Origin of the sequence: Klebsiella sp. WP4-W18-ESBL-05 (assembly GCF_014169075.1) — a bacterium.
Lineage (GTDB): Bacteria > Pseudomonadota > Gammaproteobacteria > Enterobacterales > Enterobacteriaceae > Kluyvera > Kluyvera ascorbata_B.
The window spans coordinates 936,217-952,016 of record NZ_AP022057.1 but is presented as its reverse complement, the minus strand read 5'-3'; the positions used below and the strand labels follow the sequence as shown (position 1 = coordinate 952,016).

Sequence of the window (15,800 nt, the reverse complement as noted above, 5' to 3'; positions counted from 1 at the left end):
TGTTGTATACCTTATTCACCTAACAGATGTACATGATTTTACTCAATGCATTTAAATTCAATGACATAAAAAGTGTCTTCGCCGGGATAGATATCGGCAATAACCTGTTTCAGCTGCGGTAGCGTCATATTTTCCTGCTCAGCGTGGCGCTCGGTCAGCGTGTCCATGGTAACGGTCGACGTGGCCAGAACTTCAATCGTGCAGAAATAGCCGTCGTCTTCATAGCGCCCGACGCGCAAAATATCACCGGTTTTAAAATGAGATTCGGCCGCATCGCGCAGCGTGATGGTCTTGCGCCCGGCAACAATGTCATTCTGAAAGCGCTGAAAAAAAGTGATGTCGTTAGGCTGCATGGTATTATTCCCTATAGGTTTTCAAATTAACGAGTATCCGCCACCGTGAGCATGTTCTCCCACGCCGCTATTGCCAGCCTCAATAATCTTGAGATGATGGTCTACCAGTACGTGATCAAAAATCGCGACACGGTGATGTACATGACCATACGCGAGCTGGCCGACGCAGCGGGCGTCTCCACCACCACGGTCATGCGCTTTTGCCGCAAGCTTCACTGTGAAGGCTACTCGGAGTTTCGCGTACGCTTCAAGCTCTATCTGGAGCAAGATGAGCCCCAGCAGGCTAATTTCGGTGCCAGTGAAATTATCAGTTTTTTCAAAGGCGTCAATAATGATGAGTTTGATAAACTGCTCGATCGCGCAGTCGAGGTTATTCTCGCCTCTGAACGTATTATATTCGTCGGAGCAGGCACTTCCGGTTCACTGGCAAAATATGGTGCACGTTTCTTTTCTAATATCGGGAAATTCAGCAACCATATCGACGATCCTTATTTTCCGGTGACTAACGACATGGCTAAAAACGCACTGGCGATCGTCCTTTCCGTTTCTGGTGAAACCGAAGAAATCCTGCGTTTCGCCAGCCAGTTCAGCCTGCATCGCTGCAAGGTTATGTCGATTACCAGCCATGAACACTCGCGCCTGGCGAAACTTGCTGACTTCAATATCTCCTGGCACGTACCGCAAACGCGTATTGGCGGTGTTTACGATATTACGACACAGATTCCGGTTATTTATATTCTGGAATCATTAGGCCGAAAACTGGCGAAGAAATTAGCATAAAAATACAGGGTGTTTTTTTGATGTAACATATACCCTACAGGGTAATTTGTTATATCGTGACATTTAATATTGCTTTGTTAGACTCAGATTTATTAAACACAATCAATGAGCATAGCAAAGATGAAAAAACTGACCTTACCGAAAGACTTTTTATGGGGCGGCGCAGTGGCAGCGCACCAGGTTGAAGGTGGCTGGAATAAAGGCGGCAAAGGCCCCAGCATCTGTGACGTGCTTACCGGCGGCGCTCACGGCGTTCCGCGCGAAATCACTCAGGAAGTGGTGCCGGGTAAATACTACCCTAACCATGAAGCCATCGACTTCCACGGTCATTACAAAGAAGACATCAAGCTGTTCGCGGAAATGGGTTTCAAGTGCTTCCGCACCTCTATCGCCTGGACGCGGATCTTCCCGAACGGCGATGAAACGCAGCCGAACGAAGAAGGGCTGAAGTTCTACGACGACATGTTCGATGAACTGCTGAAATACCATATCGAACCGGTTATCACCCTCTCCCACTTTGAAATGCCGCTGCATCTGGTTCAGCAATACGGCGGGTGGACCAACCGTAAAGTGGTCGATTTCTTTGTCCGTTTTGCCGAAGTCGTCTTCGAGCGCTATAAGCATAAGGTCAAATACTGGATGACCTTCAACGAAATCAACAACCAGCGCAACTGGCGAGCACCGCTGTTCGGCTACTGCTGCTCCGGCGTGGTTTATACCGAACATGAGAACCCGGAAGAAACGATGTACCAGGTGCTGCACCACCAGTTTGTGGCCAGCGCTCTGGCGGTTAAAGCCGCACGCCGTATTAATCCGGAAATGAAGGTGGGCTGCATGCTGGCGATGGTCGCGCTCTATCCGTTCTCCTGTAAGCCGGAAGACGTAATGTTTGCCCAGGAATCCATGCGCGAACGCTATGTCTTCACTGACGTCCAGCTGCGCGGCTATTACCCAAGCTACGTGCTTAATGAGTGGGAGCGTCGCGGATTCAACATCAAAATGGAAGCGGGCGATGACGTTATTCTGCGTGAAGGTACCTGCGACTACCTCGGCTTTAGCTACTACATGACCAACGCCGTGAAGGCTGAAGGCGGCAGTGGCGATGCGATTTCCGGCTTTGAAGGCAGCGTACCGAACCCGCACGTCAAGGCCTCAGACTGGGGCTGGCAGATCGATCCGGTAGGTCTGCGCTACTCGCTGTGTGAACTGTATGAGCGCTATCAGAAGCCGCTGTTTATCGTGGAAAACGGCTTCGGTGCCTACGATAAAGTAGAAGAAGATGGCAGCATCAACGATGACTACCGCATCGACTACCTGCGCGCGCACGTTGAAGAGATGATCAAGGCGGTAACCTACGATGGCGTTGACCTGATGGGCTATACCCCGTGGGGCTGTATCGACTGCGTCTCGTTCACCACCGGGCAGTACAGCAAGCGTTATGGCTTTATCTACGTCAATAAGCACGATGACGGCACGGGCGATATGTCGCGTTCCCGGAAGAAGAGCTTTGAGTGGTATAAAGCAGTGATTGCCAGCAACGGCGAGAATCTGTAAGCAGGTTTCCCCTCACCCTAACCCTCTCCCCAAAGGGGAGAGGGGACCGATAGTGCAAATGCTGACGTTCGGTTTTCTCCCTCGCCCCTTTGGGGTGAGGGAAACGGCACCACACTACTTCCCGCCCGCCAGCTCAATAAAACTTCCCGTCACGTACGACGCCTTCTCACTCAACAGCCAGACAATCGCCTGCGCCACCTCTTCCGGCTGGCCACCGCGCTGCATTGGCAGCACCGACTTCACACGGTCAACGCGCCCCGGTTCCCCACCATCGGCATGCATTTCGGTGTAAATAAATCCAGGGCGCACACCGTTCACGCGGATTCCCTGCGCCGCCACCTCCAGTGATAACCCTGTGGTCAGCGTATCAATCGCCCCTTTCGACGCAGCATAATCCACGTACTCCCCCGGAGAACCAAGGCGCGCAGCCGCCGATGAGACGTTCACAATCGCCCCGCCCTTTCCGCCGTGGGGTATCGCCATGCGCTTTACCGCTTCCCGACAGCACAGGAAATAGCCGGTGACGTTGGTGGTTAACACCCGATTAATGCGTTCAGCGGTTAACGCCTCTACGCGGCTTTGCGTAAACAATATCCCGGCATTATTAACCAGTGCCGTCAGCGGCTCCGGCTGCGCGTCGAGCTGGGCAAACATCGCCTCCACCTGCGCTTCATCGCCAATATCCGCCTGAACGACAAAGGCCTTGCCACCCTGCGCAATAATCGCCGCCACCACCTCGCTGGCGGCGGCTTCGTTGCGATGATAATTCACCGCTACCGTATACCCTTCCTGCGCCAGCTGTAATGCCGTCGCCTTGCCGATTCCCCGGCTAGCGCCGGTGACCAATGCCAGTGCCATACGTTTCTCCCAAAAAATAAAGGCGCCGCAGCGCCTTTAAAAGATAGTGCAATCAAATAATTACTGGTATTCAGTCATGGGTACACAGGAGCAGAACAGGTTACGGTCGCCGTAAACGTCATCAAGGCGTTTCACCGTCGGCCAGTACTTGTTCGCCGCGCCCGCCGGGAAGACCGCCAGTTCACGGCTGTAGCCGTGGTTCCACTCCGCCACCAGCTCATTCTGCGTGTGCGGCGCGTTGACCAGCGGGTTATCTTCCAGCGTCCATTCACCCGCTTTTACGCGGTCAATTTCACCACGAATCGCCAGCATCGCGTCAATAAAGCGGTCGAGCTCGGCTTTGCTTTCCGATTCAGTCGGTTCGACCATCAGCGTGCCCGCTACCGGGAAGGACATGGTCGGCGCATGGAAACCGTAGTCAATCAGGCGCTTAGCAATATCCAGCTCGCTGATGCCGGTTTCTTCTTTCAGCGGGCGGATATCCAGAATACATTCGTGCGCCACGTGGCCCTGGCTGCCGGTATACAGCACCGGGTAGGCGTCTTTCAGGCGCGTAGCAATGTAGTTGGCGTTAAGGATCGCCACCTGGCTTGCCTGTTTCAGCCCTTCCGCACCCATCATGCGGATGTACATCCAACTGATGGGCAGAATGGACGCGCTGCCGAACGGTGCAGCGGATACCGCGCCCTGACGGGTCAACATACCTTCAATATGCACCACGCTGTGGCCCGGCACGAACGGCGCCAAATGCGCTTTCACGCCGATAGGGCCCATACCCGGGCCGCCGCCACCGTGCGGAATGCAGAAGGTTTTGTGCAGGTTGAGGTGCGAGACGTCCGCGCCAATAAAGCCCGGAGAGGTGATACCGACCTGGGCGTTCATGTTCGCCCCATCGAGATAAACCTGGCCGCCGAACTGGTGCACAATTTCGCACACTTCACGGATCGTTTCTTCATAGACGCCGTGGGTGGACGGATAGGTCACCATAATGCAGGACAGGTTTGCCGCGTGCTGCTCTGCTTTCGCGCGCAAATCCGCCAGATCGATGTTACCGTTTTTATCACAGGCCACGACCACCACCTGCATCCCCGCCATCTGCGCGGAGGCCGGGTTAGTACCATGCGCCGAACTTGGAATCAGGCAGATATCACGATGACCGTCGTTGCGGCTTTCGTGGTAGTGACGAATCGCCAGCAGGCCCGCATACTCGCCCTGAGCACCGGAGTTCGGCTGCATGCACAGCGCGTCGTAGCCGGTCAGTTTCACCAGCCACTCGGAAAGCTGACCGATCATCTGATGGTAACCTTCGGCCTGATCAATTGGGCAGAATGGGTGCAGCTCGGCAAATTCAGGCCAGGTGATCGGGATCATTTCCGCCGCGGCGTTCAGCTTCATCGTGCAGGAACCCAGCGGGATCATCGCCTGGTTCAGCGCCAGATCTTTACGCTCCAGAGAGTGCATATAGCGCATCATCTCAGTTTCGCTATGGTAGCGGTTAAAGACCGGGTGGCCGAGGATCGCATCGTCACGCAGCATCGCCTGCGGAATTGAGCGACTATCCAGCGCCACGTCTTTATCGAGGGTGTCGATATCCAGACCATGGTTGTCGCCAAGGATCACGCTAAACAGCGCCAGTACGTCTTCGCGGGTGGTCGTTTCATTCAGCGTGATGCCCACTGCGTTATGAATATCGCTACGCAGGTTGATTTCCGCAGCCTGCGCACGCGCCAGGACCGCGGCTTTGTCTGCCACTTCCACACACAGCGTGTCAAAGAAGTGCGCATAGCGCAGCTTCTGCCCTTTTTGCTGCAGGCCGGTGGCTAGAATATCGGTCAGACGATGAATACGGTTCGCGATACGCTTCAGGCCCACCGGGCCGTGATAGACCGCGTACAGGCTGGCAATGTTAGCCAGCAGTACCTGCGAGGTGCAGATGTTGGAGTTCGCTTTCTCGCGGCGAATATGCTGCTCACGGGTCTGCATCGCCATGCGCAGCGCGGTATTGCCCGCCGCATCTTTCGATACGCCGATAATACGGCCCGGCATGGCGCGTTTGAATTCATCTTTCGCGGCAAAGAATGCCGCGTGCGGGCCGCCGTAGCCCATCGGGACGCCGAAGCGCTGAGCAGAGCCGAAGACAATGTCTGCGCCCTGTTTGCCCGGTGCGGTTAACAGCACCAGCGCCATAAAGCCAGCCGCGACGCTGACCACCACCTTGCGGGATTTCAGTTCGGCAATCAGCGCGCTGTAATCATGCACTTCACCGGTCGTACCAACCTGTTGCAGCAGCACGCCGAAGACATCCTGATGTTCCAGCGCCTTGTCGGCATCGTCGACAATCACATCAAAACCGAAGGTTTCCGCACGGGTGCGCACCACGTCCAACGTTTGCGGATGAACGTCTGCCGCCACAAAGAAACGGTTGGCGTTTTTCAGCTTGCTCACACGTTTAGCCATTGCCATCGCTTCAGCTGCGGCGGTCGCTTCATCCAGCAGGGAGGCAGAAGCCATGTCCAGACCGGTGAGATCCAACGTTACCTGCTGGAAGTTCAGCAGCGCTTCCAGACGGCCCTGCGACACTTCCGGCTGATACGGCGTATAGGCGGTGTACCAGCCCGGGTTTTCCAGCATATTACGCAGGATCACCGGCGGCAGCTGTACAGGCGCATAGCCCATGCCAATGTACGACTTAAAGCGCTTGTTACGACCGGCAATCGCCTTCAGCTCCGCAAGCGCGGCAAATTCTGTGGTGGCGTCACCTACCTGAGGCGGCGTAGCAAGCTGGATATCTTTCGGCACGATCTGTCCAATCAGTGCGTTTAATGAATCCGCGCCAACCGTTTTGAGCATCTCTTGCTGCTGCTGGGCATCCGGCCCGATGTGACGTTCAATAAACGCGCCACGGTTTTCAAGCTGGCTTAAAGTCTGTGTCATGTGCGATGTTCCTGAAACGTGCGGTGAATCGTGATTGTCTAACTGACCTGCCCGGTGGCGCTTCGCTTACCGGGCCTACACGATGCAGGCCGGATAAACGCAGTGCCATCCGGCACAACCTTACTCGTCTTCTAATAATGCTTCGTATGCGGTCGCATCCAGCAGCGCGGCCACTTCCGCTTCGTCGCTGGCTTTGATCTTGAAGATCCAGCCGCCCGCATACGGTTCACTGTTGACCAGCTCCGGCGAGTCACCCAGTTCGTCGTTCACGGCAACGATCTCACCGCTGATTGGCGCATAGATGTCGGATGCCGCTTTAACGGACTCCGCTACCGCACAGTCGTCGCCCGCGCTAACGGTCGCGCCCACTTCCGGCAGGTCAACGAAGACCATATCGCCCAGTAATTCCTGCGCGTGCTCGGTAATGCCAACGGTATAGCTGCCGTCCGCTTCTTTGCGCAGCCACTCGTGTTCTTTACTGTATTTCAGTTCTGCTGGTACGTTGCTCATCAAAAAATCTCCAGAATAAAAAGGGCTTACGCGACGGCCTTGCCGTTACGCACAAAAATAGGTTTTGTCACTTTGACCGGCATTTCGCGGTTGCGGATCTGCACGATCGCCGTCTCGCCGATCCCTGCCGGGACGCGAGCCAACGCAATACTATGGCCTAAGGTTGGCGAGAAAGTCCCGCTGGTGATCACACCTTCGCGCGCATTGCCGTTCGCATCGGTAAAACGTACCAGCAGTTCGCCGCGCAGTACGCCTTTCTCGGTCATCACCAGACCAACCAGCTGCTCGGTGCCTTTTTCGCGCTCCAGTTCCAGCACGTCGCGACCAATAAAGTTGCGGTCAGCGGGCTCCCAGGCAATGGTCCAGCCCATGTTAGCCGCCAGCGGGGAAACGCTTTCATCCATTTCCTGACCGTAGAGGTTCATACCCGCTTCCAGACGCAGCGTATCGCGCGCGCCCAGCCCGCATGGCTTCACGCCCGCCTGAACCAGCTGCTGCCAGAAATCTGCCGCCTGTTCTTTCGGCAGCGCAATTTCATAGCCAGCTTCGCCGGTATAGCCGGTCGTCGCGATAAAGAAGTCACCGGCCTGCACGCCAAAGAACGGCTTCATGCCTTCAACCGCATGGCGCTGCGCGTCGCTAAACAGCGTGCCCGCTTTTTCCTGCGCGTGCGGCCCCTGCACCGCGATCAGCGACAGGTCGTCACGAACGGTGATATCAATGGCATAGGGTTCAGCGTGTTGGGTAATCCAGGAGAGGTCTTTTTCGCGAGTGGCAGAGTTAACAACAAGGCGGAAGAAATCATCGGTGAGGTAGTAAACGATAAGGTCATCTATCACGCCGCCTGACGCATTTAGCATGCCGCTGTAGAGCGCTTTGCCCGGCTTAGTCAGCTTCGCGACGTCGTTTGCCAACAGATAGCGAAGGAACTCGCGGGTGCGCGGGCCGTGTAGGTCAACGATGGTCATATGCGACACATCGAACATCCCGGCATCGGTACGCACCGCGTGATGCTCATCAATCTGCGATCCATAGTGCAGCGGCATCATCCAGCCGTGGAAATCTACCATGCGCGCGCCACATAACACGTGCTGGTCATACAAAGGCGTTTGTTGAGCCATCATGTCCTCGTTGAATATATCGCACCACAAAACCCAACGCCGACGCCTGTCCAGGCACCGACGCAAACGTTCTCTTTTCCCTGAACTTACCACCGAACACCGTGGTAAACCATCATGAAAAAAGGGGCATCACATTAGCTTATGGCTAAAAGGCGAGAAAAAGCATACAGAGGAATCAACTGGTAAAAAGCGAATTACACCACATTTAATTAACAACAATGGTTAATAATTCAGCATAAGATAATATTTCCTGCGAAAAACAGGGCGACTTTCCCGTAACATAAAAAATGACGGATTAATAAATCTAATGCGAAAAAAGAGGTGAAATTAGAATTTTTCAAATGAGGGGAAAGGCTCCCGGTAGAACCACCGGGAGTAAAAGTGTGAGCGACTTAACGAAGCCACTCCGGCAGGTCATTCAGGCCCATCGCTTGACGAATAAGCTGCGGTTTGACGCCGGGTAGCGTATCCGCGAGCTTCAGGCCAATATCGCGCAGCAGCTTCTTCGCGGGGTTTTCACCGGCAAACAGCTCGCGGAAGCCCTGCATTCCCGCCAGCATCAGCGCAGCGCTATGCTTACGGCTGCGCTCATAGCGACGCAAATAGAAATGCTGGCCGATATCTTTCCCCTGCGTATGCAGGCGCTTGAGCTCGTCAATCAGCTCGGCGGCATCCATAAAGCCGAGGTTCACACCCTGCCCGGCCAGCGGATGAATGGTGTGCGCGGCGTCACCCACCAGCGCCAGACGGTGCGCGGCAAACTGCCGCGCGTAGCGACCGGTAAGCGGATAGACCTGACGCTCGCTTTCCACGCGGCACAGCCCTAAACGGTTATCGAAGGCGATATTCAACGCTTTGTTAAACTCAGCTTCGTCAGCCTGCTGCATCCGCTGCGCCTCTTCCGGCGACAGCGACCAGACAATCGAGCAAAGATGGGGATCGCTGAGCGGTAAGAAGGCCAGAATACCATCACCGTGGAAGCTCTGGCGCGCAACGGCTTCATGGGGGGCATCTGTACGAACGGTGGCGACCAGCGCATGATGGCGATAATCCCAGAAGGTCAGCGGAATATCGGCTTTACTACGCAGCCAGGAGTTGGCGCCATCGGCTCCCACCACCAGACGCGCGGTCAACATTCCGCCGTCTTTCAACGTCAAAAACGCTTCGTTTTCGCCCCAGACCACCTGCTGCAGTTCCGCGGGGGCCATCAGCGTGATATCCGCGCTGCGCTCGGCTTTCTGCCACAGCGCGTGATGGATAACCGCATTTTCAACGATATGTCCCAGATGGCTGTAGCCCATGCTGCGATCGTCAAACGCAATGCGGCCAAAGCTGTCTTTGTCCCACACTTCCATGCCGTGATAACGGCTGGCACGCTGCGCGACAATCGCCTGCCAGACATCGAGCTTTGACAGCAGCTTTTCGCTGCCGGCATTAATAGCGGACACGCGAAGCGCAGGCGGCGCATCGGCGGCGAGCGCCTGCGGCAGCGATTGCTCCAGCACCGCCACCCGCAGGCCGCTGCCCTGTAAACCGCAGGCTACCGCCAGCCCAACCATACCACCGCCTACGATGGCAACATCAACACTTTGCACATTAACTCCTTACAGCTCTTAACGGGCGACCCAGCCCAGCGTCCGCTGCGCCAGCACATCGCGTGCAGGGGTAAATAATTCCATCGCCATCAGCCCCGCATTGCGCCCCGCAACCAGCGGCGCCCAGCGGTTAGCAAACAGGTGCACCAGCCCATCGGTTACGCCAATGGTAGCGGCTTTATCTTCTGCCCGCTGGCGCTGATACTGGCAGAGCAGCGCATAATCGCCGATATCTGCGTGAGCAGCGTTGGCCTGCGCCAGATTCTCCGCCAGCGTCATCACATCACGCAGACCAAGGTTAAAGCCCTGCCCGGCGATCGGATGCAGCGTCTGCGCGGCGTTCCCCACCAGCGCCAGACGATGGGACACCGTGCGTGTAGCGGTGGTCAACGATAGCGGATAAACGCTGCGTGCCCCCGCGTGGGTAATACGGCCTAAGCGCCAGCCAAACGCGCGCTGCAGCTCGTCGCAGAAGCGCGCGTCGGACCAGCCCAATACCTCATCATGTTTCGAGCGGGGGTGGCACCACACCAGCGAACAGCGGTTTTGCGACATCGGTAGCATCGCCAGCGGCCCGTATTCAGTAAAGCGTTCAAATGCGCGCCCCTGATGTGCAACAGCGGTGGTGACGTTAGCAATCACCGCCAGTTGGTTATACGGCTCTTGCTGCCAGTGAATGCCGCAACGTTCGCCCAGCATAGAGCGTGAACCGTCAGCGGCCACCAGCAGCTTGCCGTGTAGCGTGTCACCATTATCGAGCGTAACGCTGACGCCGTCGGCACGGCGCTCAACCTGCGTCACCCGCGAGGGGCAATGTAGCGTGACGCCGCGCGCCTTGCGTAGCAGGCTAAACAATCGCAGCCCGACTTCGTGCAACTCGACCACGTTGCCCAGCGCAGCCAGCCGATAATCGGCCGCGTCCAGCGTGACGAACCCGGCATGGCCACGGTCGCTCACATGAACGGTGGTTATCGGCGTGGCGCAGTCGGCAATCGCCTGCCAGAGATCGATCTTCGACAGTTGCTGGCAGGTTCCCGCCGCCAGCGCGATGGCCCGAGCGTCAAAGCCCGGATGCCGCGCGGCGTTGATATCTGCCGCTTCAATCACGTGCACCGGCAGACGGCCCGACGTCAGATGCGATACCGCCAGCGCCAGCGTCGCGCCGGTCATCCCGCCGCCGACAATAATCAGGCTCATGGCTGGCGCGCCGCCGCCATCAGCGCTTCGATAGCATCGGCGTCCTTCACCACGCTGGCCGTGAGGTTTTCATTGCCGTTTTCGGTAATCAGAATGTCGTCTTCGATACGAATACCAATGCCGCGATACTCCGCCGGGACGTCCGCATCCGGCGCGATATACAAACCCGGTTCAACGGTCAGTACCATGCCCGGCTCCAGCACGCGGGAACGCTCTGCGCCGTACGCACCTACATCATGCACATCCAGCCCCAGCCAATGGCTCAGACCGTGCATAAAGTACGAGCGGTGGGCATTGTCGGCAATCAGTTGGTCGACTTCACCGTGGAGAATCCCCAGTTTCTGCAGACCGGTAATCATGATACGTACCACTTCCGTGGTCACTTCCTGAATGGACGTACCGGGGCGATACAGCTCCAGCGATTTGTACAGCGATGCGAGCACGATATCGTAGATAGCGCGCTGGGCAGGCGTAAACTTACCGTTTACCGGGAAGGTCCGGGTGATATCGCCGGCATAGCCTTTGTACTCACAGCCAGCATCAATCAGCACCAGATCGCCATCACGCAGCTCCGATTCATTTTCGGTGTAGTGCAGAATGCAGCCGTTTTCACCGCCGCCCACGATAGTGTTGTAGGACGGATAGCGCGCGCCATGACGCGTAAACTCGTGCAGGATCTCGCCTTCGAGCTGGTATTCAAACATCCCTGGGCGACATTTTTCCATCGCGCGGGTATGCGCCAGCGCGCTGATTTCCCCGGCGCGACGCAGGATGTCAATTTCTTCGCCGTCTTTGAACAGGCGCATTTCATGCACCATCGGACGCCAGTCAATCATCGAGTCCGGCGCGGTCAGGTTCTGGCGCGAACCTTTGCGCAGCTTATCCAGCGCGGTGAAGACTATCTCATCCGCCCAGGCGTATTCGCCCTGCGCGTGATAAATCACGTCGAGGCCGTTCAACAGCTGGAACAGCTGCTGGTTGACTTCGCTGAACGCCAGCGCGCGGTCTACGCCCAGTTTTTCCGGCGCGGCATCCTGCCCAAGGCGACGGCCGAACCAGATTTCTGCCGTCAGATCGCGAACACGGTTGAACAACACGCTGTGATTGTGGGTGTCATCGCTTTTAATCAGCACCAGCAAGGCTTCCGGCTCATTGAAGCCCGTGAAGTACCAGAAATCGCTGTTCTGGCGATAAGGATACTCAGAATCCGCACTACGCGTGACTTCTGGCGCGGCAAAAATCAGCGCCGCGCTGCCAGGCTTCATTTGCGCCAGCAGTTGCTGACGGCGGCGGAGAAACGCTTGCTGTGTCATGACATCTCCTTTCAATCCCTTCGCGCTCCGACATGCAGAGCAGGTGTTATGATTAGTGTAATGTTGGCTTCTGGACTTCCGGGGCCGTCGGCTGCGGATGCGTGAAGGTATCGTGGCACAGCAGCGCCGCTACGCGAACGTATTCGATAATTTCTTCCAGCGACATTTCCAGCTCTTCCTGATCTTCATCTTCTTCATAGCCAAGCTGTGCAATATTACGCAGATCGTCAATCGCTTCGCCCGTCTCACCTTTCACTTTATCCAGCTTCGGCTGCACCATGCCCAGCCCCAGAAGGAAGTGATTCACCCAGCCAGAGAGCGCATCGGCGCGGTCAAAGACGCTGACGTCATCGCCGTCAGGCAGATAAAGCTGAAAAAGGAAGCCATCATCTTCCAGCGAGTCGCTGGTCGCTGAATGCATGGAACGCAGCGATTCGGCCAGCTCGTGGCCAAACGCCAGTCCTTCGTTAGTCAGGTCGTGAACCAGCGGCTGCCATGAGCTATCTTTGTTTCCGCCGCAGAGCAGACCGCTGATCAGACCGTGCATTTCCGCAGGCGTCAGGCCTACCCCTTGTTGGTTTAACAGCTGGTTCAGTAGGGTGTAACCAGGCATTTCGTTCTGTATAGACATGCGCATTCGTCATTGTTGGGTGGAATTCATGGTATGCTACCACTTTGGACCCTGGAGACACCAGAAAAGGGCTTGTATCTTCTTACCAGGGTAGCTATAGTGTCGCCCCTTCACATCCTGAGAGTGAAGGACGCGCAGTCAATCAGCAGGAAGGTGGCATGTCTGCACAACCCGTCGATATCCAAATTTTTGGCCGTTCACTACGTGTGAATTGCCCGCCTGAACAAAGAGATGCTTTGAATCAGGCCGCGGACGATCTGAATCAGCGGTTGCAAGATCTGAAAGAACGCACTAGAGTCACAAATACTGAGCAGCTGGTTTTCATCGCCGCGTTGAACATCAGCTACGAGTTAACTCAGGAAAGGGCAAAGACGCGTGACTATGCTTCAAGCATGGAACAGCGCATTCGGATGCTTCAACAGACCATTGAACAGGCATTGCTTGACCAGGGTCGCATATCCGATAAGTCTGCACCCAACTTTGAATAACACTTTGCAGTTTACTGTGGTAGAGTGACTGTGAAGACAAAATTTCTCTGAGATGTTCGCAAGCGGGCCAGTCCCCTGAGCCGATATTTCATACCACAAGAATGTGGCGCTCCACGGTTGGTGAGCATGCTCGGTCCGTCCGAGAAGCCTTAAAACTGTGACGACGCATTCACCTTGAACCAAGGGTTCAAGGGTTACAGCCTGCGGCGGCATCTCGGAGATTCCCCTTCTACCTACCCGGTCTTATGACGCACTCATCTGAGCAACAAAACTCCCGACAACATATTCGCCAGGTCATCCGGCAACGTCGTCGTGCGCTCACGCTCCAGCAACAAATTTTGTACGGCGAACAGGCTGCCGATCGCATGATGGCATGGCCTCCGGTTGTGATGGCAAAAACCGTGGCGCTGTTTCTGTCTTTTGATGGCGAACTCGACACACAGCCGCTTATTGAGCAGCTGTGGCGCGCGGGTAAACGGGTCTACCTTCCGGTGCTTCATCCGTTCAGCCCCGGTAACCTGCTGTTTCTGCATTATCATCCGCACAGCGAACTGGTGGTCAACCGCCTGAAAATTCGGGAACCAAAGCTCGACGTGCGCGATGTGCTACCGCTCGATCAACTGAATGTGCTGATTACGCCGCTGGTCGCCTTTGATCAACAAGGACAGCGGCTGGGGATGGGCGGTGGCTTTTACGACCGTACGCTGCAAAACTGGCGTCAGCATGGCATCCAGCCCGTCGGCTATGCCCACGATTGTCAGTTAGTTGACGCATTGCCGATTGAAGAGTGGGATATTCCCCTACCCGCCGTGGTCACACCGTCGAAAGTGTGGCAGTGGTAAGCATTTTCTGCCGATTGACATCGATTCTTTTTTGACCTAAATTCCTCGGTAAAGGGTGAGGGAGGCGAACCTCCCTCCTGCGTTCATACTGTTAATATGCTGGCGAAGCGATGATTAACAGAATCAGCAGTATGATGACAAGTCTCATCATTGTCCCTTTCCTTTCAAGGCCCCTGCTTCGGTAGGGGCTTTGCCGTTTCAGCCCCATGCTGAGCCCCCATCGTAAATCCCTTTTGCTAAGACACAATGTGCGGCGGCGCCTTTAATCACCGTTTGCGGCGAGGCGCGTAAAGTGAATGTACGCGTTGCAAAAAAGCGAAAAAAAACGGGCAGACCAATGGCCTGCCCGTTTTATCAGTGCGGGAAAATCAGTACAGCAGACGCGCGCGAACGGTGCCCGGAATCGCCTTCATGCTCTGCAGCGCTTTCTGCGCCACGTCCTCTTCGGCTTCAATATCGATAACCACGTAACCCATCTGCGGAGTCGTTTGCAGGTACTGTGCCGCGATGTTAACCCCCTGCTCCGCGAAAATCTGGTTCAGCGCGGTCAGCACGCCCGGGCGGTTTTCGTGAATATGCAGCAGACGGCGACCACCGTGCAGCGGCAGCGACACCTCCGGGAAGTTAACGGCAGACAGCGTCGAGCCGTTATCGGAGTACTTAATCAGTTTACCCGCCACTTCCAGACCGATGTTCTCCTGCGCTTCCTGGGTTGAACCGCCAATGTGCGGAGTCAGGATAACGTTGTCGAACTCGCACAGCGGCGAGGTAAACGGCTCGCTGTTGGTCGCCGGCTCGGTCGGGAAGACGTCAATGGCCGCCCCAGCCAGGTGCTTACGCGCCAGCGCGTCACACAGCGCAGGGATCTCAACCACGGTTCCGCGAGAGGCGTTGATCAGCAGCGAACCCGGTTTCATCAGCGCCAGTTCTTCTGCGCCCATCATATTTTTAGTCGAGGCGTTTTCCGGCACGTGCAGGCTCACCACATCGCTCATGTTCAGCAGGTCAGAAAGGTGCTGCACCTGGGTGGCGTTGCCCAGCGGCAGTTTGCTTTCGATATCGTAAAAATAGACGTGCATCCCCAGCGATTCTGCCAGAATACCCAGCTGGGTGCCGATATGGCCGTAGCCGATGATCCCCAGCTTTTTACCGCGCGCTTCATAGGAGCCCGCAGCCAGTTTGTTCCATACGCCGCGATGCGCTTTGGCGTTCGCTTCCGGAATGCCGCGCAGCAGCAGCAGCAGCTCGCCGATGACCAGCTCCGCCACGGAACGGGTATTTGAGAACGGCGCGTTAAATACCGGCACGCCGCGCTGAGCGGCCGCCTTCAGGTCAACCTGGTTGGTGCCGATGCAGAAACACCCTACCGCCACCAGCTTCTCAGCGGCGGCAAAAATTTCTTCTGTCAGATGAGTACGGGATCGCAGACCAATGAAATGGGCATCACGGGCAGATTCCTTCAGCTGCTCGCTGTCCAGCGCGCCTTTGTGGAATTCGATATTGGTGTAACCTGCTGCGCGAAGGCTATCCAACGCTTTCTGGTGCACGCCTTCAACCAGCAGAAATTTAATTTTGTCTTTTTCCAGTGATACCTTAGCCATTTCCCCGTCCCGTCTTTGTTTTA

14 protein-coding genes and 1 other RNA gene are annotated in these 15,800 nt (G+C 56.1%); 5 read left to right on the top strand and 10 right to left on the bottom strand.

Annotated elements, in window-relative coordinates:
- Positions 1-38: 38 nt before the first annotated feature.
- Positions 39-353, bottom strand: a complete 315-nt coding sequence (gene yqfB / locus H7R58_RS04560; protein WP_106925775.1) for a N(4)-acetylcytidine aminohydrolase — start codon at positions 351-353, stop codon at positions 39-41.
- Positions 354-404: 51 nt separating this feature from the next.
- Here yqfB and H7R58_RS04555 point away from each other — a divergent pair, with 51 nt between their 5' ends.
- Both H7R58_RS04555 and bglA read left to right on the top strand, forming a co-directional pair.
- A complete protein-coding gene (locus H7R58_RS04555; protein WP_106925773.1) occupies positions 405-1,133 on the top strand; it encodes a MurR/RpiR family transcriptional regulator in 729 nt (242 codons plus the stop codon).
- Positions 1,134-1,253: 120 nt separating this feature from the next.
- Complete coding sequence (gene bglA, locus H7R58_RS04550) at positions 1,254-2,687, top strand: 6-phospho-beta-glucosidase BglA (protein ID WP_106925771.1); 1,434 nt, start codon at positions 1,254-1,256, stop codon at positions 2,685-2,687.
- A gap of 114 nt (positions 2,688-2,801) precedes the next feature.
- Here bglA and H7R58_RS04545 read toward each other — a convergent pair whose 3' ends face one another.
- The 8 genes from H7R58_RS04545 to H7R58_RS04510 form a co-directional block, all read right to left on the bottom strand.
- Positions 2,802-3,545: an SDR family oxidoreductase gene (locus H7R58_RS04545; protein WP_106925769.1), complete on the bottom strand. Its 744-nt coding sequence runs from the start codon at positions 3,543-3,545 to the stop codon at positions 2,802-2,804.
- 60 nt (positions 3,546-3,605) lie between these two features.
- A complete protein-coding gene (gene gcvP, locus H7R58_RS04540) occupies positions 3,606-6,479 on the bottom strand; it encodes an aminomethyl-transferring glycine dehydrogenase (protein WP_182934633.1) in 2,874 nt (957 codons plus the stop codon).
- Positions 6,480-6,599: 120 nt separating this feature from the next.
- Complete coding sequence (gene gcvH, locus H7R58_RS04535) at positions 6,600-6,989, bottom strand: glycine cleavage system protein GcvH (RefSeq protein WP_052281990.1); 390 nt, start codon at positions 6,987-6,989, stop codon at positions 6,600-6,602.
- A 26-nt stretch (positions 6,990-7,015) separates the two neighbouring features.
- Complete coding sequence (gene gcvT / locus H7R58_RS04530) at positions 7,016-8,110, bottom strand: glycine cleavage system aminomethyltransferase GcvT (RefSeq protein WP_182930054.1); 1,095 nt, start codon at positions 8,108-8,110, stop codon at positions 7,016-7,018.
- A 392-nt stretch (positions 8,111-8,502) separates the two neighbouring features.
- Positions 8,503-9,705, bottom strand: a complete 1,203-nt coding sequence (ubiI, locus tag H7R58_RS04525) for an FAD-dependent 2-octaprenylphenol hydroxylase (protein WP_182930053.1) — start codon at positions 9,703-9,705, stop codon at positions 8,503-8,505.
- An 18-nt stretch (positions 9,706-9,723) separates the two neighbouring features.
- Complete coding sequence (gene ubiH, locus H7R58_RS04520; RefSeq protein WP_106925761.1) at positions 9,724-10,902, bottom strand: 2-octaprenyl-6-methoxyphenyl hydroxylase; 1,179 nt, start codon at positions 10,900-10,902, stop codon at positions 9,724-9,726.
- The gene (pepP, locus tag H7R58_RS04515; protein ID WP_182930052.1) at positions 10,899-12,215 is read right to left on the bottom strand and encodes a Xaa-Pro aminopeptidase; all 1,317 of its coding nucleotides are present in this window, start codon (positions 12,213-12,215) and stop codon (positions 10,899-10,901) included. Before pepP ends, ubiH begins: the two co-directional genes overlap by 4 nt.
- A 52-nt stretch (positions 12,216-12,267) precedes the next feature.
- Positions 12,268-12,846 (bottom strand): YecA/YgfB family protein, encoded by a 579-nt coding sequence (locus tag H7R58_RS04510; RefSeq protein WP_106925757.1) that lies wholly within the window; start codon positions 12,844-12,846, stop codon positions 12,268-12,270.
- A gap of 158 nt (positions 12,847-13,004) precedes the next feature.
- Between H7R58_RS04510 and zapA the strand changes: the two genes are divergently transcribed.
- The 3 genes from zapA (at position 13,005) to H7R58_RS04495 (ending at position 14,176) form a co-directional block, all read left to right on the top strand.
- Positions 13,005-13,334: a cell division protein ZapA gene (gene zapA, locus H7R58_RS04505; RefSeq protein ID WP_064542733.1), complete on the top strand. Its 330-nt coding sequence runs from the start codon at positions 13,005-13,007 to the stop codon at positions 13,332-13,334.
- 41 nt (positions 13,335-13,375) lie between these two features.
- A non-coding RNA gene (gene ssrS, locus H7R58_RS04500) (6S RNA) lies at positions 13,376-13,559 on the top strand.
- A gap of 20 nt (positions 13,560-13,579) precedes the next feature.
- Positions 13,580-14,176 (top strand): 5-formyltetrahydrofolate cyclo-ligase, encoded by a 597-nt coding sequence (locus H7R58_RS04495; protein WP_106925755.1) that lies wholly within the window; start codon positions 13,580-13,582, stop codon positions 14,174-14,176.
- Positions 14,177-14,544: 368 nt separating this feature from the next.
- Here the strand turns inward: H7R58_RS04495 and serA are convergent, their stop codons facing one another.
- Complete coding sequence (serA, locus tag H7R58_RS04490) at positions 14,545-15,777, bottom strand: phosphoglycerate dehydrogenase (RefSeq protein ID WP_106925751.1); 1,233 nt, start codon at positions 15,775-15,777, stop codon at positions 14,545-14,547.
- Between the last annotated feature and the right edge of the window lie 23 nt (positions 15,778-15,800).

What these genes read in the sequence shown, in the direction of transcription:
- pepP (WP_182930052.1), bottom strand. Translation starts at nt 12,215, where the DNA reads ATGACACAGCAAGCGTTTCTCCGCCGCCGTCAGCAACTGCTGGCGCAA.
- H7R58_RS04510 (WP_106925757.1), bottom strand. Translation starts at nt 12,846, where the DNA reads ATGTCTATACAGAACGAAATGCCTGGTTACACCCTACTGAACCAGCTG.
- yqfB (WP_106925775.1), bottom strand. Translation starts at nt 353, where the DNA reads ATGCAGCCTAACGACATCACTTTTTTTCAGCGCTTTCAGAATGACATT.
- gcvP (WP_182934633.1), bottom strand. Translation starts at nt 6,479, where the DNA reads ATGACACAGACTTTAAGCCAGCTTGAAAACCGTGGCGCGTTTATTGAA.
- gcvH (WP_052281990.1), bottom strand. Translation starts at nt 6,989, where the DNA reads ATGAGCAACGTACCAGCAGAACTGAAATACAGTAAAGAACACGAGTGG.
- ubiH (WP_106925761.1), bottom strand. Translation starts at nt 10,902, where the DNA reads ATGAGCCTGATTATTGTCGGCGGCGGGATGACCGGCGCGACGCTGGCG.
- H7R58_RS04495 (WP_106925755.1), top strand. Translation starts at nt 13,580, where the DNA reads ATGACGCACTCATCTGAGCAACAAAACTCCCGACAACATATTCGCCAG.
- H7R58_RS04545 (WP_106925769.1), bottom strand. Translation starts at nt 3,545, where the DNA reads ATGGCACTGGCATTGGTCACCGGCGCTAGCCGGGGAATCGGCAAGGCG.
- zapA (WP_064542733.1), top strand. Translation starts at nt 13,005, where the DNA reads ATGTCTGCACAACCCGTCGATATCCAAATTTTTGGCCGTTCACTACGT.
- bglA (WP_106925771.1), top strand. Translation starts at nt 1,254, where the DNA reads ATGAAAAAACTGACCTTACCGAAAGACTTTTTATGGGGCGGCGCAGTG.
- serA (WP_106925751.1), bottom strand. Translation starts at nt 15,777, where the DNA reads ATGGCTAAGGTATCACTGGAAAAAGACAAAATTAAATTTCTGCTGGTT.
- H7R58_RS04555 (WP_106925773.1), top strand. Translation starts at nt 405, where the DNA reads ATGTTCTCCCACGCCGCTATTGCCAGCCTCAATAATCTTGAGATGATG.
- gcvT (WP_182930054.1), bottom strand. Translation starts at nt 8,110, where the DNA reads ATGGCTCAACAAACGCCTTTGTATGACCAGCACGTGTTATGTGGCGCG.